Genomic DNA, 19,927 nt, shown 5'->3' on the forward strand with positions numbered 1-19,927 from the left:
CGACAGTCGCCGTTTGTGCCGAGTGACGCCGCCGGACGGGCGACACTCGGCAGAATCGGCGACACTCGGTGCGCATCCGCCGAGCTCGACATGTGCGGTCGAGCTCGGCGAGCGACCGCGCAGCAGCGGTCAGTCGATCGCGTCGACTGTGAACAGCGCGGCCTGCTCCGGCGCGAGAAGCGGCGCGGGCAGCCCGACCAGCGCGAGCACCGCCCCGGTCAGCGTCACCGAACCGCCGGCAGCGCCACCGCCGACACCCGACGCTGCCCCACCGAACGCGCCCGGATCCGCCAGCCAGGCCGGGGGCGCATCCTGGATCGTGCGCGGCGGCGCACCGAGCGGCAGCTGCGCCACGCGGTAGCGCCGCTCGGGTGCGAGACCGGGGAACCGCATCCGCTCCGGCACGGCGGCGCGCGGGGCGGCAAGGGCCACCTGGGCGAACAGGGCCGAATTCTGATCGGGTGAGACGACGCCGTGCAGCTCGAGGGCCGGGTCGCTGGGGTCGGACCGCACGACCACGCCGGAGTGCAGCAGCGGCCGCAGGTGCTTGTACCGGGCGATCCAGGTGGCGATCTGCGTCAGCTCGGCCTCGTTCGCGCGGGTCAGGTCCCACTCGATGCCGGCGCTGCCGAACAGGGCGGTGGCGAGGCGGAAGCTGAGCTCGGAGGTGCGCCCGGTGGTGTGCGCGGTGGCCGCGCCGAGGTGTCCGCCGAGGTATTCCGGCGGCACGAGCACGCTCGTGTAGCGCTGGATCTGCTGCCGTTCGAGCGGGTCGTTGGTGTCGCTGGTCCAGACCCGGTCGACGCGCTCGAGGATGCCGAGGTCGATCCGGGCTCCCCCCGACGCGCAGGACTCGATTTCGACACCCGGATGCGCGGCGCGCACGGCGTCGATCAGGCGGTAGAGCGCCGTCGTCTGCCGGTGGGCGGAACCGGCCAGGAGGTCCCGGTTGTGGTCCCACTTGAGGTAGGCGATCGGGTACTCGGTGAGCAGGGCCGTGAGGCGCGCGAGAACCCAGTCGTAGGCATCCGGGTTGCCGAGGTCGAGCACCCGCTGGAACCGCCAGGTCACTACCGGCGACGTCGAACCACCGGCGCCGGCATCAGCACCCACGCCAGAACCGGCCGCGTCGTCCGCCGCACCGCCGAGCACCCACTCCGGGTGCGCGCGGGCCACGTCCGAGTCGAGGCTGACCATCTCCGGCTCGACCCAGAGGCCGAAATCCATCCCGGCCGCGTGCACGTGCTCGATCAAAGGGTGCAGGCCGTCGGGCCAGGTCACGGGGTCGACGAACCAGTCGCCGAGGGCGCGCCGGTCGTCCGAGCGGCCGGTGAACCAGCCGTCGTCGAGCACGAATCGTTCCACGCCGACCACGGCCGCGGCGTCGGCCAGTCGGGCCAGGGTGGGCAGGTCGTGGTCGAAGTACACGGCCTCCCAGGTGTTCAGCACGACCGGGCGCGGCCCGGTGATGGTCGACCAGCTGCGGATCCACGGATGCAGCCGCGCCGACAGTCCGTCGAGCCCGGCAGCCGAGTACACGGCCACGGTCCACGGGGTGGTGTGGCTCGCACCACTGGCGACGCTCAGCTCGCCGGGTGCCAGCAGTTCGCCGCTGCCGAGCGCCGAACAGCCGAGCGCGCTGTTCTCGGCCCAGGCGCGCTTGTCGCCGCTCCAGGCCAGGTGGGTGGCCCACACTTCGCCGGTTCGGAACCCGAATCCCGGTGTGCCGGCAACCATCAGATAGGAGTCATCGTGGCCGGGGCGGCCGTGGCGGGACTCGCGGCTCCACACGCCGTGGCCGAGTGTGCTGCGCTGCGGCCGGCGCTCGTGGGTCCACAGCCCGGTGAAATCGAGCAGTTCCCGGGCCCGGTCGGGCACCGGAAGGATGACGTCGAGAGAACCGAGTTCGAAGGGCGCGGCAGCCGGGTCGACGTCGGTGTTGGTGAGGGTGTGGCGCAGTCGCAGCACGCCCTCGACCGAGAGTTCAAGGTCGGTGCGCACGGCCACCCGGGCCGCGGCATCCGTCAGGGAGATCGTCAGAGTCTGGGTGCCGGGCAGTAGCCGGTCGGTTTCCGACAGGCCGCCCGCCCGCACCTCGGCCAGGCGCAGGTCGAGGGCCGCGGCGCGCCGGCCGGGCCGGAACCCGCTCACCCCCGGGCGTCCGCTCCACCCCTCCGTGAGGGTCGGCAGCAGGCTGAGCCGCAGGGGCACATCGATCGAGCTCGGCGAGATCGCGGGCACGGAGGCGTCGGCCAGCGCAGCGAGCAGCTCACCGGTCAGGTCGCCCAGGTCGGCACCCCAGTGCACGATGACGGGCACGCCCGTGCCGCGGGCATCCAGCACAAGGCTGGTGCCCGCGGCACGGAGGTAGGGAATCGACACAGTGGGACTGATGCTACTTGTTGACCGGGATCGACTGGGCCTCGAGAGCGTCGATCGTGCTCTGCTGGGCGCTCGTGAGAGCATCCGTCAGCGTTCCGTTGCCGGTGACCGCACCCTTGAAGCCGTCGGAGGTGTCGTTGTAGACCTGCGTCATGGTCGGGCCCCAGATGAAGTCGGGCGAGACCTGAGCGGATGCCTCGGCGAACACGTCGTAGATGGCCTGGCCGCCGTAGAACTCGACGCCTTCCTTGAGGGCGGGCAGTTCGAGGCCGCTCTTGGCGGCCGGGTACAGGTTGGCCGACTTGTTCAGCATCGTGAGGGCCTCGTCCGAGGTGTTCAGCCACAGCGCGAACTGGGCCGCCTCGTAGGGGTGCTTGGAGCCCTTGAACACTGCGGTGGACGAGCCACCCCAGTTGCCGGCCGCGTCGTCACCGGCTGCCCACTGCGGGGACAGTGCCACGGACCAGTTGCCGGAGGTGTCCGGAGCGCCGCTGGCGATGGAGTTGGCACCCCAGGCTGCGGAGTTCCAGGTCCAGTTGGAGCCGGTGTTGTAGGCGTTGTTCCACTCGTCGGTCCACGGCGGGTTGGTGGAGACGAGGTCGCGGTCGATCAGGTCCTGCCAGTAGTCGGCGACCTTCACGGACTCGGGGCTGGTCAGGTCGATGGTCCAGTTGTCGCCGTCGTTCTCGAACCAGCTTCCGCCGGCCTGCCAGACGAAGCCGGCGAACTGGTTGATGTCGCTCTGCGAGAAGTTGGTGATGTATCCGCCGGTGGCGCGCACGGCTTCGGCGGCAACCGCGAACTCTTCCCAGGTGGTGGGGATCGCGATGTTGTTGGCCGCGAAGAGGTCGGCGCGGTAGAACATGGCCATGGGTCCGGCGTCCTGCGGCACCGCGTACACGGCGTCGTCTTCACCGAAGTTGACCTGACCCCAGGTCCAGTCCACGAAGTCGGCCTTGGCGTCGAGCACACCCTCGCACGCGGCGAGGTCCATCAGGCCGTCCTGCACCCGGAAGTTGGGGAGGGCGTCGTATTCGATCTGGCCGAGGTCGGGCGCGTTGCCGGCCTTGAGCTGGTTGAAGAAGTTCTGGTACGTGCCGCCGTTGCCGTTCGGGCCGGTCTGCACCTTCACCTGAACGTCGGGGTTCTCCTCGTTCCACACTGCAGCGACGTCTTCCATCCCGGGGATCCAGGTGGTGAACGTGAGGTCGACCTTGCCCTCGGAAGGCTCACACGCGGCGGCGTCGCCGCCGGACGTGGTCGAACCCGATGCGCAGCCGGTCAGCACGACCGTGGCTGCCGTGAGCAAGGCGACGGCGGCTGCTCTCTTCTTGATTTGCATTGTTCTTCTTTTCTCTTGGTGGGGGTGGGGTGGGGCAGCTGGGGGGGTTACTTCACCGAACCGGCGCTGAGGCCGTTTCGCCAGAAGCGCTGGAGCAGCAGGAAGATGATGATCAACGGAATGATCGACAAGAGCGCGCCGATCAGCACGTAGTCGCGCAGCACGGGGATCTGGTTGACCTGCGAGTTCCAGGCGTAGAGACCGAGCGTGACCGGGAACAGGGTTTCGTCGCGCAGCATGATCAGCGGCAGGAAGAAGTTGTTCCAGATGGCGACGAACTGGAAGAGGAAGACGGTGACCAGGGCGGGCACCATCATCCGTACCGAGACGGTGAAGAAGGTGCGCAGCTCGCCGGCGCCGTCGAGGCGGGCAGCCTCGATCAGCTCGTCGGGCACGCTGGCCGAGGCGTAGATGCGGGCGAGATAGACCCCGAACGGGCTGACCAGGCTGGGCAGGAACACCGACCAGAAGGTGTTGGTGAGGCTGATCTGGCTGAAGATCAGGAACAGCGGCAGTGCGAGCGCCGTCGCGGGCACGAGCACGCCGCCGAGCACGACGTTGAAGATCAGTTCCCGGCCCGGGAAGTTGTACTTGGCCAGGGCGTAGCCGCACATGCCGGCGATGATGGTGCCCACGAGGGCGCCGCCACCGGCGTAGAGGGCGCTGTTCAGCATCCATTTGAGGTAGACGCCGTCGCGGTAGGCGATCAGGTTGCCGATGTTCTCGAACAGGGAGAAGTCGGCGAACCACAGCGGGTTGGTGCTGTTGAACTGGGACCGGTTCTTGGAGGCCGCGACCAGCAGCCACCAGATCGGCACCAGGAAGTAGAGCGTGAAGACGCCCATCACGATCATGGCGCTGACCCGGGCGAACGGGCTCTCGCGCTGGGCGCGCGGCGCTTTTTCCGCGGTCGAACGGATGCCGCGGGCCGGCTTGGCGGGGGTCAGGGTGCTCATTTGGCTTCCTTCCGCTGGGTGAACTTCAGGAACGTGAAGGAGAGGATGAACGTGGCCAGGGCCAGCACCACGGAGAACGCGGCGGCCAGGTTGAAGTTCGGGATCGACGAGGTGGAGTACACCGTCAGGTTCGGCGTGAACGTGCTGGTCACGGCCGAGCTGAAGCTGCGGAAGACCTGCGGTTCGGCGAGCAGTTGCAGGGTGCCGATGATCGAGAAGATCGCGGTCAGGATGATCGCCGGCATGATCAGCGGGATCTTGACCGACCAGGCGATGCGGAGCTGCCCGGCGCCGTCGAGGCGGGCAGCCTCGTAGAGCTCGGCCGGGATCGCCAGCAGCGCCGAGTAGATGATCAGCATGTTGTAGCCCACGAACACCCAGGTGACGACGTTGGCGATGGCCCAGAGCACGAGGTCGGCCGAGAGGAAGTTGATGTTCTCGGTGACGGCGCTGAACGGCGACAGATTCGGTGAGTAGAGGTAGCCCCACATGATCGCGGCGATGACGCCGGGAACCGCGTAGGGAACGAAGAAGGCCAGCCGGAAGAACTTCTTGCCGCGCACCAGCGGCGAGTCCAGCAGCAGGGCGAACAGCAGCGCGAGACCGAGCATGATCGGCACCTGCACGGCGCCGAAGGAGAGCACCCGGCCGATCGACTCCCAGAACGGGCCGTTCTGGAACACCAGGATGTACTGGGTCAGCCCGCCGAAGACCTCGGTGGCCTGGCCGAAGGTGCCCTCGCGTTCGATCACGAGCAGCGACTGGTAGATCGCGTAGCCGATCGGCACGAGGTAGAACAGGGCGAACAGGGTGCCGAACGGCAGAACGAACGCGAGGATCGCGCCCTTGTGCTGTACGCGGGGCTTCGCTCCGACCGGCTTGGCGGGCTTCGCTGCGCGGGGCTTCTTCCGGGCAGCGCTGCCCGGGGCATCCGTCAGGGGAACGGCAGGTGCGCTCATGATGCGGGGTCCTCTCTAATCACGCGAACGGCTCCCGCCGGCACGCGCACAATTCGACCGACGGGTTCGTCGGTGACGAGTTCATGGCCGGCGGCCGCAAGCTCGATGTCATCCGGACCGTGGTTGATGATGAACAGGTAGCTGTGGGCGAGGCCCACGCGGCGCACGACCTCGACCCGGCCGGCGCTCTCCGGGCCGAGCCTGGTGACCCGGGCCTCCTGGGCGATGGTGCGCACGAGGTCGCGCAGCGCTCCGGCCTCCAACGCGGTGGCGACGTACCAGGCGGTGCCGTCCTCGTGCCGGTTGCGGGTCACGGCGGGGATGCCGGGCAGCGGCCCGTCGAGATAGCTCGCGATCACCTCGGCGGTGTCGACGCGCAGGCGTTCCGCCCACAGGGTGGCGGTGGCGCCGGAGTCGAGGGCGAGCACGTGCCCGGGAAGCAGCGGGGAGAATTCCTCCACCGTGATGCCGAGGGTCTCGCGGAACGCGCCGGGGTAGCCGCCGGTGCGCACCCGGTCGTCTTCGTCGACGATGCCGCTGAAGAAGGTGATCAGGGCGTGGCCGCCGGCGGCGACATACGCGTTCAGGTTGTCGGCCTGCGTGTCCGAGACCAGGTACAGCGCCGGGGCGACGACGAGGCGGTAGCCCGAGAGGTCGGCATCCGGGGAGACGATGTCGACCGTGACGCCGACCTCGTGCAGAGCCGTGTAGGCGGCGTGCACCTGGTCGAGGTAACGCACCGCGTGGGAGGGGCGGGATTCGCCGTCGCCGGCCCACCAGGATTCCCAGCTGAAGAGGATGGCGGCATCCGCCACGACCCGGCTGCCGGTGACCTCGGCGAGCCGGTCGAGGGTCGCGCCCAGCGCCACGACCTCGCGCCAGAGCACGGTGTCGGTGCCGGCGTGGGGCACCAGGGCGGAGTGGAACTTCTCCGAGCCCTGCAGGGAGGCGCGCCACTGGAAGAAGCAGATGCCGTCGGCGCCGCGGGCGACGTGGGCGAGGGAGTTGCGGGTCATCTCGCCGGGCGCCTTGGCCAGGTTGTGCGGCTGCCAGTTGACGGCGCCGGCGGCCTGCTCCATCAGGAGCCAGGGCGCGCCGCCCGCCAGCCCGCGGGTGAGGTCGGCGGCGAAGGCCAGCTCGGTGGTGGGGTCGGCGAGGCGGTGGTCGAGGTAGTGGTCATTGGCGACGATGTCCATGTCACCGGCCCAGGACCAGTAGTCCAGGTTGCGGATGTGCGCGGTGACCATGAAGTTGGTGGTGACGGCCACGGTCGAGTGGCGGCGCAGCACCGCGGTCTCCAGACGGTAATAGTCGAGCAGCTCGGCGGAGCTGAACCGGTGGAAGTCGAGCACCTGGCCGGGGTTCCGGCTGGAGAGGGTGAGCCGCGGGGTGAGGATCTCGGCCCATTGGCCGTAGCGCTGGCTCCAAAAGGAGGTACCCCAGGCTTCGTTGAGGGCCTCGATCGTGCCGTACCGTGCCTGCAGCCAGAGGCGGAACGCCGCGGCGGTGTCGTCGCAGTAGCAGAGCGCGTTGTGGCAGCCCAGCTCGTTGGACACGTGCCACAGCGCGATGGCCGGATGGTGGCCGTACCGCTTCGCGACCTGCTCGACCAGGGCGAGCGCGTGCTCGCGGAACACGGCCGAGCTCGGGCACCAGGCCTGGCGACCGCCCGGGAAGCGGCTGGTTCCGTCGTCGGTCACCGGCAGGATCTCGGGGTGGCGCGTGGTCAGCCACGGCGGCGGAGACGAGGTGCCGGTGCCGAGATTGACCCGGATGCCATTGGCGTGCAGCAGCTCGACGACCGTGTCGAGTGTCGTGAAGTCGTACTCGCCGGGGCGCGGTTCGATGTGCGACCAGCCGAAGATGTTGATGGCCACCAGGTCGACGCCGGCCTCGCGCATCAGGCGCACGTCCTCGGCCCAGGTGCCCGGGCCCCACTGCTCCGGGTTGTAGTCGCAGCCGTAGGCGATGCCCTCGTGAACGAACGGGCTGGCCGAAGCCGTTCCGTCGTGAGTGGCTGCGCGCGTGTTCATGTGCTCCCTGACCGTGGTGTGCAGACACCGGTGTTGACGACTCTGTGAACGTGCACAGAGTCGAGAGCAAAACTCACCATCGGGTTTTCTGTGAACGTACACAGAGTACGGACGCCACGGCTCCCGTGTCAAGCACGTCTGCCCCGTGGGAGCGTTACAGTTATCGAATGGTGATGATTCCGGCTCGACGCAGACGCGCGACGATCCACGACGTCGCCGTGGAGGCCGGCGTCTCCCGCGGCACGGTCAGCCGGGTCGTGAACGACGAACCCTACGTCTCGGCGTCGGCCCGCATCGCCATCGAGGCCGCCATCGAAAAGGTCGGCTACGTGCCCAACAACGCCGCCCGCAGCCTGGTCATGCAGCGCTCGGAGGCCGTGGGCTTCATCGTGCACGAGCCCCATTCCCTCTTTCTGGACGACCCCAACATCGGCGGCATCCTGCTCGGCGCCAACACCGTGCTCTCCCGCGCCGACTACCAGATGGTCAGCCTCGTCATTGATTCCCAGCGCGACACCGACCGTGTCGCCCGCTACCTCAGCGGCGGTTTCGTCGACGGTGTCGTCATCGTTTCCGCCCGCCACGAAGATCCCATCACCCGGGTGATCGAGAAGCTGCGCCTCCCGGCCGCTTTCGTGGGACATCCGCCCGACCTGCAGGCGCTCCCCTTCGTGGGCATCGACAACCGGGCGTCGGCGCGCGCCATCACCGAACGCCTGATGCAGACCGGCCGCACGCGCATCGGCATGGTCGCCGCGGCCCTCGACCGCGACTCCGGCGCCGACCGCCTGGCCGGTTTCACGGATGCCCTCGGCGACCGCTTCGACCCGGCCCTCGTCGCCCGTGTGCCGCTGTACACCTTCGCCGACGGGGCTCAGGGCATGCGCGAGCTGCTCGAACGCGACCCGCTGATCGACGGCGTGTTCGCGGCGTCCGACGCCGTCGCGGCCGGAGCCCTCGAGGCCCTCCGCGACGCCGGGCGCAGCGTGCCCAGTGACGTCGGCATCGTCGGCTTCGACGACAGCACCTGGGCGCTGCGCACCCAGCCGCACCTGTCCACCGTGCACCAGCCTGCCTTCGGCCTCGGTGCGGCGGCGGCCGAGTGCGTGCTCGGCCAGTTGCGCGGCGAGGAGCAGCCGCCCGGCGGCATCCTGCTGGAGACCCCGATCGTCTGGCGCGACTCCGCCTGAACGGGCGGGCAAGCCACTCCGCGCGGGGTGCGAGCAGGCCGGGCGCGGGGCAGACTGGGAGCATGGTTCGCAAACAGGCCGTCGTGCGCGGGGTCGTGCAAGGGGTGGGGTTCCGCTACTACGCCCAGGCCGAGGCCCGTCGCCTCGGCCTCGCGGGATTCGTGCGCAACCGCGCGGACGGCACGGTGGAGGTCGAGGTGGAGGGGAACGCGGCATCCGTCTGGGCGATGCTCGCGTGGCTGCAGCACGGACCGCCGTCGGCCCACGTCGAGGCCGTCGAGGTCAGCACGATTGCCCCGCTCGACGAGACCGGGTTCCGGATCGGCTACTGAGCGGGAACCCGACCTGCAGAGGTAGCGTGGAAGCATGTGCGCGCGAGCTGCCGATCCCGCTCGGACGAAACCCACGGAACGCGTCCCGGCGGCGGCGAACCCGGTCATGCGCGCACTGCCGGCGGCAGGCACCCGCGCGGCACTGACCCGGGGGCCGCGCCCGTTCCCCGTGCGCCGCGTGCGCCAGGCATTCGGCGTGGGTCGGCTCCTGCTTGCCGGGCTGGGCGTGGCGGCCCTCCTCGGCTACTTCGACTACGTGCTCGGCTTCGCCACGTTCCAGATCTACAACTTCTACAGTTACTTCACGGTGCAAAGCGGCATGGCGGCGGTCGTCGCGTTCGTCGCCGGTGCGATCGTCGCGTTCCGGCACACGGTCGACCCACCGTGGCTGGACTGGTTCCGGCTGCTGGTCACGACCTACATCACCGTCTCGGGGATCGTGTTCCTGACCATCGTCATCCAGTCCTCAAACCGGGACTACACGATCGAGGTGCCCTGGTCGAGCCAGCTGCTGCACTTCTGGATTCCGGCGATCGCCCTGCTGGACTGGCTGACGGATGCCGGCAAGGCCCGCCTGCCCTGGAAAATCCTGGCCTGGGGACTCGTGGTGCCCAGCCTGTGGGGAGTATTCACGCTCATCCGCGGGTCGATCGTGGGCTGGTACCCATATTTCTTCCTCGACCCGGTGCAGGTCAGCGGGCCGCTCGAAACGGCGGCCTACTGCCTGGTCGCGCTGACGCTCTTCACCGCTATCGCAGCCGTTCTCACGGCCACGTCGCGGCTGCCCCAGTGGATGTGGCGGCGCGGGTCTACAGCGGAATGAACGAGTATTCGCTGGTCAGATGCTCACCCTGACAGGCTCCGCAATAAAGCACACCGGATGCCTGCATCGCGAGCACCCGGGGCGTGCACTGCACCACCTTCGGGCCGCAGCAGGGCGAGATGACCATATAGGAGCCCGGGGCGGTGGGCAGGTGCCCGCTCAGCCCACGGATGTGGTGGGTGCCTTCGCACGGCAGGTCAGGGTCGAAGTCGAGGAGAACGACGGATTCGAGGTCAATGTCGAGGTCAAGGAGGGTATCCATGGGGAGCACAGCAATCACACGGTCAAGCAGAGAGGTGGAACAGTCGCGGGTGGAGGTGGTGCATCCCAGTGGCAACCACGCTGAGACGGCCGGCGGCTGAGCCCGGCCTGGACCGGGGGTACTCACCCCTCAGGAATCCGTCGGCACAGCCAGTCAGGGTAACGACTGGACCTCTGGGCGCTGCACCACGACGGGCTGCGCCTGCATGAAAACGCACCCCGAAGGGGGGCCAAATTTCACCGACTGGACGTTGGCAGGAGCATACACGACGAATCTCGAGATTGCCAAGGGTTGACTTCGGCGAGGCGCTGGTCAGGTATTTTGATGACGGGTGGTTCGCGCCTACTCCGGGGTCGGGGTGGAGGTCGGCACTCCGGCGTAGAACGGTTCGAGGCTGGTCAGTGCGGCCGCCAGGAACTCGTCATCATCGACCTCCGCGAGGCGCAGAGCCGCTTCCGCAGTGACGAGACCGACCAGGACCGGTTCGCCGGTGAGCGGAACCATGTTGATCCAGACGCGGAAATCGTCGACGACGCCGACCGTGGACCAGAGCGGGGCATCCGTGTCCCAGAACGGTTCCTCGAACTGCAGCCAGATCTTGTCGAGCGTGCCCATGCCCAGCGCCGCGATGGCACCGCGATGTGCGAAGGGCAGCGGCGGGTCGAACTCCATCACCTTGGTCTTCAGCACGCCGAGCGGCACCGTGACGATGACCCGGTCGGCGGAGAGCGACTCGCCGTTGCCGAGCCGCAGGCTGGTGCCGGAGTCGCTGTAGGCGATCCGGGTGACCACGCTCGAGCCGAGCACGTCGATGCCGTCACTCAGGTCCTCGAGCAGGGTGGCGTAGCCGCCGAGCACGATGCGGTCCTCGCCGGCGCCGTCGTCGGCGCCGTCGGCGCCGTTTTTCGCGGCGGTATCGGCAGCCGAATACCAGGACGACTGCTCCGAGACGGGAGCGCCGGTCTTCGGATCGAGCACCACCGTGATCTGGTAATCAAGCCAGTCGGCGTCGGAAACGCCGATGTCGGCATCCGTCGTCGAGAGCTTGGAGGCGCCGGAATCGGCCAGCGCCTGGGCGATGGACACATCGGCAGGCTGCTCGGCGGCCCAGGCCAGGGCGGTGGCAACCGCCTGCGCGCCGGTGTCCGGCACCTCCACGACCGCGCCGGCCGCGGTGCGTGCCTCGGGTACTCCGGAGAACGGGGCGGTGGCGACGCCGCGGTCGGTGAGGTCCTCATCGAGGGTGGTGTCCCCGGTGCGCCGCACGACGGCCGCGCCGAGCTCGATCGGGAACGGCCAGTCCGTGTCGGTGACGGTGTCGATCCGGCCGCCGATGCGGTTACGGGCCTCCACCACGAACACATCGAAGCCGGCGTCCTGCAGGTCGCGGGCAGCGGCGAGCCCGGCCATTCCGGCGCCGATCACGGCGATGCGCTCCCCCACGTCGGCGGCCGCGATCACGTCGCGGGCGGCGCGCTGACCGGAGTCGCGGGCACCCTGCACGGTGCCGAACGCATCGGTGGAGGTCGCCTCACCGGCGAAGAACAGCCGGTCGTCGACCGGCTGGCTGAGGGCATCCCGCTGCTCGGGCGTCGCGCCCACGGCGGGAAAGCTGAACGAACCGCGCGCGAACGGATCGGCCGACCACGACGTGCGACGCATGGCCGCGGGCTTCGGCACGAGCGAGGGTGCCGAAGTCGGTTTGGGCGTGACGGAGGCCGAGGGCCGGGGAGTCGGCGACACGCACGCGGTGAGCGCGACCAGGGACAGGCCGGAGACCGAGCCGAGCAGAAAGGTTCGACGTTTCATGGTGTGTCCGCGTCACGTGTGGCGCTGACGCTCTCCTTTCCGAGCGGGCCGGGCAGTATGACCAAACTACCGCAGAGGTCGGCGAAGTGGCTGGTCGGGGCGAGTGTGGCGGGACGCACGCACGTCGCGTCGGCCTGTGTGTGCTCGCAGCCTTCGCCCGCTGGTGTGCATCCCGCTGGTGTGCATAACTCCTGCAATTCGTCGTGCGGGGGAAATACAGGCCCGGAATCACGCGGGAGACCGGCTGCACTCGCCGAAATTGCAGGAGTTATGCCTGTGAACGGAGGTTGACTCGGGCACCAGCAGACGTCGGCGCAGCAGGCGAGCGCGGGTCAGGCAAGGCCGGCGAGCGCGGGTCAGGCGAGCGGATGCTGCAGGAAGCCGTCGTCCAGCAGCTCACGCACCCGCGGAAACAGGTCCGCGGCGAGTTCGCGTTCGTCGACGTCGAGCAGCTCGGCCAGCGCGGCCACGATCGAGCCCACGTCGAGGTCACCGTCGCAGGCTCCGACGAGTGCGGCGAGGCCGGTGTCCAGCGGGACCGACCGGCCGAAGCCGCTGCCCTGGTGCAGGGTCATCAGGGTAGGGTCCTCCTGGCCGGGCCAGTAGTGCCGCTCCTCGGTGACATCGGCTGCGACGGTGAGCCGCGCACGGGCGAGGCGGGCGTCATCCGTTGCCGCGTGCCAATCGTGGGCGGCGAGGCAGGCGGCGAGGTGGCTGCCCATTCCGCCGGGGTTGTGGCCGAGGCCGCCGGGAAGTCGTTCGAGGCGGCGGAGAGAGGGCGGGCCGGCGACCGGACGGCGCAGCAGCATGTAGCCGAAGCCGACCTGGCTCACGCCGCGGGCCTCGAAGTCGTCCAGCCAGGCGCCGTAGAGACGGTCGAAGTCGGCGGTGTCGGCGCGGGTGCCGCCGTCGCGGATCCACGTCTCGGCGTAGAGCGTGGGGGCCTGCACCTCGCGTTCGATGATCCAGGCGTCGAGCGCCACGTGCGAATTCGACGGAGATTTTGCTCCCGGAGGGGCCGCAGGTGTCGAATTCGGGGTGTTTCGGGCAGAATCACCGTCGAATTCGTCAGGGGCATCGAGCCAGCCGGCCAGTCGCTCGAAGGCGTCCTGGCCGGCGTGATACTCCCAGTTGCCGAGCAGCTGGGCGACGCCGCCCGGGGTGAGGTGCTCGGCCGCGCCGCGCACCACGGCCTCCACGAGGGCGTCGCCGACCAGGCCGCCGTCGCGGTATTCGTAGGCCGGCACCCCCGGAACCCGCGGGGTGATCACGAACGGCGGGTTGGAGATGATGTGGTCGAAGCGCTCCCCCGCGACGGGTTCGAACAGGCTGCCGAGGCGGAACTCGATGTTGCCGATCTCGTTCAGGGCCGCGTTCAGAGCGGCGAGCTCGAGCGCGCGCACCGAGATGTCGGTAGCCACCACCCGGTCCGCGTGCCGGGACGCGTGCATCGCCTGGATGCCGCAGCCGGTGCCCAGGTCGAGGGCGCTGGCCACCGGGGTGGGGATCAGCAGCCCGCTGAGCGTCAGGGATGCCCCGCCCACGCCCAGCACATGGCTCTCGCCGAGCGGGTGGCCGAGTGCGAGCTCGCCCAGGTCGGACAGGATCCACCAGCTGCCGGCACCCTGCGCGTCGACGAAGCTGTAGGGCCGCAGTTCGAGCAGCGGGCGAACGGTGGCACCGGTGTCTGCGTCGGCGCCCCGGTCGGCAGCGACGGATGCCGCGAGCCCCAGCTCTTCGGCCCCGGCGGCACCCAGTGCGGGCAGGGCGGCCTCGAGCTCCGCACGGTCGACGGGCAGGCCGAGCACGAACAGGCGGGCCAATGTGGCGCAGGGCTCGGTGTGCCCGAGCGTCTCCCGGAGGCCGTCCAGCGCACGCAGCGCCGGGACCCGCTGATTGCGGCGCAGCGCGGCATCGGCGTCGATCCCCCACAGGCCCGTGAGGGCCGAAACCGAGAAGTTGGCGGTGGCGAGGTCGGAGCGAAGCCGGGCGATCAGTGCAGAAGTCACCGGTCTATTCAACTGCACCCGCTCAACCGCACCGACTCCGCAGCCCCGGCTCAACCGCCGGTCTCCGGCCGGGTCAACCGCCGGTCGTGTGCATAACTCCTGCAATTTGCACCGGCGTCGCCGGACTTCCGCGTGATTCCGGGCCTGTTTCCTGCCCGGGCGACGAATTGCAGGAGTTATGCACCATTGCGGAGGACCACTGCCCGGACCCATACCCAGACCCGGACTCGGACCCAGACTCGGACTCGGACTCAGACTCAGGCGCAGGCGAATCGAATCGCAAGCCGCACCGGCAACCGGCCTAGCGGCGTTCCTCGGCCACGCTGTTGCCGCCGTCGACGACGATGGTCTGGCCGGTGATGTACGACGCGCCGGGCGACGCGAGCCAGGCGATCACGGATGCAACCTCCGCCGCCGTGCCGCTGCGTCCCACCGGAACGAGCGCGCCCTCGACCGCTTCGCTCTCCAGCTGGGACCCGGTCTCGATCCAGCCCGGCGCGACCGCGTTCGCGGTCACGCCGAGCCAGGCCTCGTCCACGGCGAGCGCCCGGGTCAGCCCGGCCAGGCCGGCCTTCGCCGCCGCGTAGGTCAGGTCCCCGCGGGAGGCCATCACCGGCCCCGACACGCTGGACACCGTGATGATGCGTCCCCAGTTCGCCTCATGCATGTAGCCGATCACGGTGCGCGTGGCATGGAACGCCGTCGACAGGTTGATCGCGAGGCCGCGGTCCCATTCCTCCGGCGACGTGGTGCTCACGTCGCCGTGCAGCATCTCCGCGTCGCCGACCGCGACCATGCCCGCGTTGTTGACCAGGATCGTGGGTGCCAGGCCGGCCTCGAGCAGGGCGTCGGCCAGAAGCCGCGCCCCGGCCTCGGTGTCAAGGGTGCAGACGAAACCGGATGCCCCGATGCCCCGTTCCGCCAGCTCGGCCGCGCGCTCGTGCACGCGTTCGGTCGTGGCGGTGAGCACGACCAGCGCACCGAGCTCACCCAGCATCCGGGCTGCGGCGAATCCGATCCCGGAGGCGCTGCCGGCCCCGGTGACCAGGGCGGTGCGGCCGGTGAGGTTCCACGCGTCGGGCAGGGCGGCCGGGAGGCCGGCAGACACCGGCACACCGGGGGAAAAAGGGAGACCGACAACCTCGGGGAGAGTCATGGCGTCATGCTAGCGGCTACTACGGCACGTCCATCGGAATGGCGGCGAACTCGCGCACGACCAGCCGGGGCGTGATCAGCCGGTGCCGCGGCTCGTCCGATTCCGGGGCGCCGTGCACGCGTCCGCCGAATTCTCCCGTGAGGAGGTTGAGCACTCCGGCGGCGACCTCGTCGACGGCCTGGTCGACGCTGGAGAGGCCGACCGCGGCGGCAACCGGCGTGTTGTCGTACCCGGTGACCGGCACGCGGCCCGGGTTGGCGATCATCGCGCCGAGGGCGAGCGAGTCACTCGCGCAGAGCACGGCGTCGAGCCGGCCGGCGTTCTGCCGCAGCTCCGTCATCGCGGCGGTGCCCTGGCTGACACCGTCGGTGGTGACGATCTCGAGCCGGGCGAGTTCCTCGGCCGAGACGTCGCCGCGTTCCATCATCGCGTCGTACCAGCCCCGGCGGCGTTCGTCGCCGGTGCCCGACGGGCTGGGCCAGCCGATGTAGGCGATCCGCCGGGCACCGGCATCCTGTTGCGCCCGGGTGGCTTCGTGCAGGCCGGCCCAGCCGTCGACATCCACCCACAGGTGCTGCGGGTCGTTCAGATCGTCGTCACCCCACGGGCGTCCGAAGGTGACGAAGGAGATGCCGTTCGCGATCAGCCACTGGGTGCGCGGGTCGCCGGCGAACGTCGAGGTGAGCACGAAGCCGTCGACGTCCGCGCCGTCGTTCAGACGCTGGAACTGGGTGATCTCGTCGTCGGGGCTCGTCGCCGTGAACAACAGCACGCGCAGCCCCTGCGCGTCGGCCTGTTCGGTCAGGGCGTGCAGGAACCGGTCGAGCACCGACCCGGAGATGCCGTCGATCATCGGGTCCAGACGGATGCCGATGGTCGAGCTGCGCCGCGTGCGGAGGCGCCGGGCGGAGGCGTGCGGCCGATACCCGAGCTCCTTGATGGCGGCCTCGACCCGCTCGCGGGTGTCAGCGCGCACGATGCCAGGCGAATTCATCACATTCGAGACGGTCTGGCGGGAGACGCCGGCCGCAAGGGCGACATCCGTCACCGTGGGAAGCCCGCTCATACCTGCTCCTGCCCCAAGCCTGCCGATGACCGCGCACGACCGCGCCTGAATTGAACGATCAAATACCGTTCTGCACAGGCTACCGCGTGCCGCCGGATCGCAGGGAACGGGAGCGCCCGCCCGACCACCCGTCCGCGCGCCCCCTGCGATCGCCCCGCCGGTCAGGCAATTCTCCGCTCGGCCACCCCGCGGACCTGTTCCCCGGAAAGACGCGGATTGTATCGATCAAAAGAAAAGTTTGATCGATCAAATAAAGTCAGCTATCGTGACCTCTACACAAGCAAACGCGCATCGATGCGCGACACAAGGAGAAACAAGATGCAACGACGCAACTCTCGCTGGTTGATCGGAACCGGGCTCGCCGTCGCCGGCGCCCTCACTCTCAGCGCCTGCGGTTCCGGATCCGGCTTCGGCGACACCGCCGATGCGGGCGGAGAGCTCACCAGCGACTCCTCCCAGGGACTCAACGTGCTGATCGGCTCCAGCGGAGACGCCGAGACCGCATCCGTCAACGCCGCGGTCGCCGCCTGGTCCGAGAAATCCGGCACCGACGCCAAGGTCAGCGTCGCCAGCGACCTCAACCAGCAGCTCGCCCAGGGCTTCGCCGCCCAGAAGCCCGCCGACGTCTTCTACCTCTCGACGGATGCCCTCGCCGGCTACGCCTCGAACGGCTCGCTCCTGGCCTACGGCGACCAGCTCGCCAACAAGGACGACTTCTACCCGAGCCTGGTCAACTCCTTCACCTACGAGGACAAGTTCTACTGCGCGCCGAAGGACTTCTCGACCCTGGGCCTGGTCATCAACACCGACCTCTGGGCCCAGGCCGGACTCACCGACGCCGACATCCCCACCACCTGGGATGAGCTCGCCGCCGTGAGCAAGACCCTCACCACCGACACCCAGGTCGGACTCTCCCTCGGGGGCGAGTACGCCCGCCTCGGCGCTTTCATGGCGCAGGCCGGCGGCAGCCTGATGAACGAGGACAGCACCGAGGTCACCGCGAACAGCGCGGAGAGCGTCGCGGGCCTCGAATACGCGCAGACCCTTCTGAACGACGGGGTGATGAGCTACGCCAGCGAAATCGGCGCCGGCTGGGGCGGCGAGGCGTTCGGCAAGCAGCTCTCGGCCATGACCATCGAAGGCAACTGGATCACGGGCGCGATGAAGAGCGACTTCCCCGCGGTCAACTACACGGTCGCCGAGCTCCCCGCGGGCCCGGAGGGCCAGGGCACCCTGCAGTTCACCAACTGCTGGGGCATCGCCGCCGACAGCCCCAACCAGGCTGCCGCCCTTGAGCTGGTGGAACAGCTCACCAGCAAGGACGCCCAGCTCACCTTCTCCGAGGAGTTCGGTCCGATGCCCTCGATCGAGTCCGCCGCCGACGAGTGGAAGACCGCCAACCCCACCCTCGTCGCCTTCCTCGACGGCGCTGACTACGCCCAGGGCGTGCCCAACGTGAAGGGCGCCGCGGATGTCGTGAGCGACCTGAACGCGCAGCTCGAGTCGCTCAAGACCGGGGACGCCCAGGCGATCCTCGACTCCGTGCAGAAGAACCTCGAAGCACTGCTGAAGTAGTCCACCATGTCGACGCCCGCACGCACAGCTCGCCGCTCCGGCCTCCGGAGCGGCGAGGCCGCCTCGGGGTGGCTCTTCACCGCCCCGATGATCATCCTGCTCGGCATGTTCCTGGTCATTCCGGTGCTGATGGCCCTCTGGGTCAGCTTCTCCGACTGGAACGGCCGCGGCAGCCCCTTCGGCGGCACCGTGTCGTTTGTGGGCCTCGACAACTACTCCGCCCTGGTCGGCGGCGGCGGCCTGGCCGAACAGGACTTCGGAACGGCGCTGCGCAACAACGCCTGGTACGTCCTCCTGGTCGTGCCGACCCAGACCATGCTGTCGCTGCTGCTGGCCGTGCTGGTCAACCGGCAGATCCTGCGCGGCCGCGGCTTCTTCCGCACCGCGTTCTACTTCCCGTCGGTGACCAGCTCGGTCGCCATCACGGTGCTCTGGCTGTTCCTGTTCAGCGCCAGCGGAGCGGTCAACAAACTGCTCGCGTTCATCGGCATCAACGGACCGAACTGGTTCAATGACCCCAGCGGTGTGCTGCACAACTTCCTCGGCCTGTTCGGCGTCGAGACCGGGCCGGCCGCCCTGACCGGCAACATGTTCCTCGGAATCTCCTTCTGGGAGTGGCTCGCCGGGCCATCCGTCGCCATGAGCGCCTTCATCCTGATGGCCGTGTTCACCACCAGCGGCACGTTCATGCTGCTGTTCATCGCCGCGCTGCAGAACCTCAGCGGCGACGTCGTCGAGGCCGCCATGATGGACGGCGCCAACGGCTGGCAGCGGTTCTGGCGGGTCACCCTCCCCCAGCTGCGGCCGACCCTCTTCACCGTGCTCACCCTCGGCCTGATCGGCGCCTGGCAGGTCTTCGACCAGATCTACACCGGCACCCAGGGCGGTCCGGGCAAGACCACGCTCACGCCGGCCTACCTCTCCTATCAGGCGGCCTTCACCAACCAGGCCTGGGGCCAGGGTGCCGCGATCGCGTTCATCCTGTTCGTGATCATCGTGGCCTTCACCCTCTTCCAGCGCTGGCTGCTGGCCGAACGTCAGGTCTCCGAACGACGGATGCGTCCGTATCTGCAGAATCCGACATCCGGAGGTTCGAAATGAGCACCACCACGAGAACCCGCGAGCGCACCGTCTCCCCGTCCCGGCGCCTGCGCGCCCTGAGCCGGGAACAGCTGCCGAACCGCCAGGTCGCCGGCAAGTCGCTGCTCTACGCGATCCTGATCGTGCTCGCGATGATCTACATCGCCCCGTTTCTGATCCAGGTCGCCACCTCCTTCAAAACGGATGGCGACGCCGCCAGCAATCCCATGTCGCTGCTGCCGCAGACCTGGTCCACGGCCGCGTACGAGAGGTTGTTCCTCAACTCGGACTTCCCGGTCTGGTTCCAGAACTCCGCCATCGTCACGGTCTTCGTCACCCTCGGCCGCGTCTTCTTCAACTCTCTGGCCGGGTACGCCCTCGCCCGGTTGCACTTCCGGGGCCGCAACGTGATCTTCGCGCTGCTCATCGCCGTGATGAGCGTGCCCGGTGTGGTGCTGCTGATCCCCAAGTTCCTGGTGATCAACCAGCTCGGCATCTACGACACCTACGTGGCCATGATCGTGCCGCTGCTCACGGACGCCGCCGGCGTCTTCATCATGAAGAACTTCTTCGAGTCGATTCCCGCCAGCGTGGAGGAGCAGGCCCGCATCGACGGGGCCGGCACCTTCCGGGTGTTCTGGTCGATCGTGCTGCCGATGGCCCGTCCGGCGCTGGTGACCATCATCATCCTGTCGTTCCAGGGTTCCTGGAACGAGCTGTCGCACTTCATCGTCGCCACGCAGTCGCCCGAGCTGACCACCCTGACCAAGGGTGTGGCCTCACTGGCGTCCGGGCAGCTCAGCCAGGGCACCCAGTACCCGCTCAAGCTGGCCGCGGCGGCGATCATGACCATCCCGGTCGCAGTGATGTTCTTCATCTTCCAGAAACGCATCATGAACACCACCGACGGGGCGGTGAAGGAGTAACCCCTCCTCCCTCCCCCGCCTTTTCTT

16 protein-coding genes are annotated in these 19,927 nt (G+C 68.9%); 6 read left to right on the forward strand and 10 right to left on the reverse strand.

Annotated elements, in window-relative coordinates; translation table 11 throughout:
• Positions 1 to 129 precede the first annotated feature (129 nt).
• Genes AC0J5J_RS06785 through AC0J5J_RS06805 form a run of 5 tightly spaced genes read right to left on the reverse strand, consistent with a single transcriptional unit; the run spans position 130 to position 7,672 of the window.
• Positions 130 to 2,382, reverse strand: coding sequence for an alpha-galactosidase (locus tag AC0J5J_RS06785; RefSeq protein WP_474900072.1), 2,253 nt, complete (start codon positions 2,380 to 2,382; stop codon positions 130 to 132).
• Between the two features lie 13 nt (positions 2,383 to 2,395).
• Positions 2,396 to 3,724, reverse strand: coding sequence for a sugar ABC transporter substrate-binding protein (locus tag AC0J5J_RS06790; RefSeq protein WP_134422657.1), 1,329 nt, complete (start codon positions 3,722 to 3,724; stop codon positions 2,396 to 2,398).
• Positions 3,725 to 3,771: 47 nt separating this feature from the next.
• Positions 3,772 to 4,680 carry a carbohydrate ABC transporter permease gene (locus tag AC0J5J_RS06795; protein ID WP_134422655.1) on the reverse strand — a complete coding sequence of 303 codons (909 nt, stop codon included), beginning with the start codon at positions 4,678 to 4,680 and terminating at the stop codon, positions 3,772 to 3,774.
• Positions 4,677 to 5,639, reverse strand: a complete 963-nt coding sequence (locus tag AC0J5J_RS06800) for a carbohydrate ABC transporter permease (RefSeq protein ID WP_134422653.1) — start codon at positions 5,637 to 5,639, stop codon at positions 4,677 to 4,679. The genes AC0J5J_RS06795 and AC0J5J_RS06800 overlap by 4 nt, the downstream gene beginning before the upstream one ends.
• Positions 5,636 to 7,672 carry a beta-galactosidase gene (locus AC0J5J_RS06805; protein ID WP_474900073.1) on the reverse strand — a complete coding sequence of 679 codons (2,037 nt, stop codon included), beginning with the start codon at positions 7,670 to 7,672 and terminating at the stop codon, positions 5,636 to 5,638. Before AC0J5J_RS06805 ends, AC0J5J_RS06800 begins: the two co-directional genes overlap by 4 nt.
• 167 nt (positions 7,673 to 7,839) lie before the next feature.
• Here AC0J5J_RS06805 and AC0J5J_RS06810 point away from each other — a divergent pair, with 167 nt between their 5' ends.
• From AC0J5J_RS06810 to AC0J5J_RS06820, 3 genes are all read left to right on the forward strand, one after another.
• A complete protein-coding gene (locus tag AC0J5J_RS06810) occupies positions 7,840 to 8,862 on the forward strand; it encodes a LacI family DNA-binding transcriptional regulator (RefSeq protein ID WP_241972572.1) in 1,023 nt (340 codons plus the stop codon).
• 62 nt (positions 8,863 to 8,924) lie between these two features.
• A complete protein-coding gene (locus AC0J5J_RS06815) occupies positions 8,925 to 9,194 on the forward strand; it encodes an acylphosphatase (protein WP_134422649.1) in 270 nt (89 codons plus the stop codon).
• A gap of 34 nt (positions 9,195 to 9,228) precedes the next feature.
• Positions 9,229 to 10,017, forward strand: coding sequence for a Pr6Pr family membrane protein (locus tag AC0J5J_RS06820; protein WP_474900074.1), 789 nt, complete (start codon positions 9,229 to 9,231; stop codon positions 10,015 to 10,017).
• Here AC0J5J_RS06820 and AC0J5J_RS06825 read toward each other — a convergent pair.
• The 5 genes from AC0J5J_RS06825 to AC0J5J_RS06845 form a co-directional block, all read right to left on the reverse strand.
• The gene (locus AC0J5J_RS06825) at positions 10,004 to 10,279 is read right to left on the reverse strand and encodes a hypothetical protein (RefSeq protein WP_474900075.1); all 276 of its coding nucleotides are present in this window, start codon (positions 10,277 to 10,279) and stop codon (positions 10,004 to 10,006) included. The genes AC0J5J_RS06820 and AC0J5J_RS06825 overlap by 14 nt on opposite strands.
• A 342-nt stretch (positions 10,280 to 10,621) precedes the next feature.
• Positions 10,622 to 12,088: a flavin monoamine oxidase family protein gene (locus AC0J5J_RS06830; RefSeq protein WP_474900076.1), complete on the reverse strand. Its 1,467-nt coding sequence runs from the start codon at positions 12,086 to 12,088 to the stop codon at positions 10,622 to 10,624.
• 356 nt (positions 12,089 to 12,444) lie between these two features.
• Positions 12,445 to 14,097 (reverse strand): DUF7059 domain-containing protein, encoded by a 1,653-nt coding sequence (locus AC0J5J_RS06835; RefSeq protein WP_474900077.1) that lies wholly within the window; start codon positions 14,095 to 14,097, stop codon positions 12,445 to 12,447.
• Positions 14,098 to 14,398: 301 nt separating this feature from the next.
• Positions 14,399 to 15,253, reverse strand: a complete 855-nt coding sequence (locus tag AC0J5J_RS06840) for an SDR family oxidoreductase (RefSeq protein WP_474900078.1) — start codon at positions 15,251 to 15,253, stop codon at positions 14,399 to 14,401.
• 19 nt (positions 15,254 to 15,272) lie between these two features.
• Positions 15,273 to 16,319, reverse strand: coding sequence for a LacI family DNA-binding transcriptional regulator (locus AC0J5J_RS06845; RefSeq protein WP_474900079.1), 1,047 nt, complete (start codon positions 16,317 to 16,319; stop codon positions 15,273 to 15,275).
• 318 nt (positions 16,320 to 16,637) lie between these two features.
• Between AC0J5J_RS06845 and AC0J5J_RS06850 the strand changes: the two genes are divergently transcribed.
• From AC0J5J_RS06850 to AC0J5J_RS06860, 3 genes are read left to right on the forward strand one after another with little or no spacing between them, the layout of a single operon-like run.
• Positions 16,638 to 17,894 (forward strand): sugar ABC transporter substrate-binding protein, encoded by a 1,257-nt coding sequence (locus AC0J5J_RS06850; RefSeq protein ID WP_474900080.1) that lies wholly within the window; start codon positions 16,638 to 16,640, stop codon positions 17,892 to 17,894.
• Positions 17,895 to 17,900: 6 nt separating this feature from the next.
• Entirely contained in the window at positions 17,901 to 18,995 is a 1,095-nt protein-coding gene (locus tag AC0J5J_RS06855) for a carbohydrate ABC transporter permease (protein WP_474900081.1), read from the forward strand.
• Positions 18,992 to 19,900, forward strand: coding sequence for a carbohydrate ABC transporter permease (locus tag AC0J5J_RS06860; protein ID WP_134422629.1), 909 nt, complete (start codon positions 18,992 to 18,994; stop codon positions 19,898 to 19,900). Before AC0J5J_RS06855 ends, AC0J5J_RS06860 begins: the two co-directional genes overlap by 4 nt.
• Positions 19,901 to 19,927 lie beyond the last annotated feature (27 nt).

This window comes from Cryobacterium sp. TS_SC_7 (assembly GCF_056156285.1).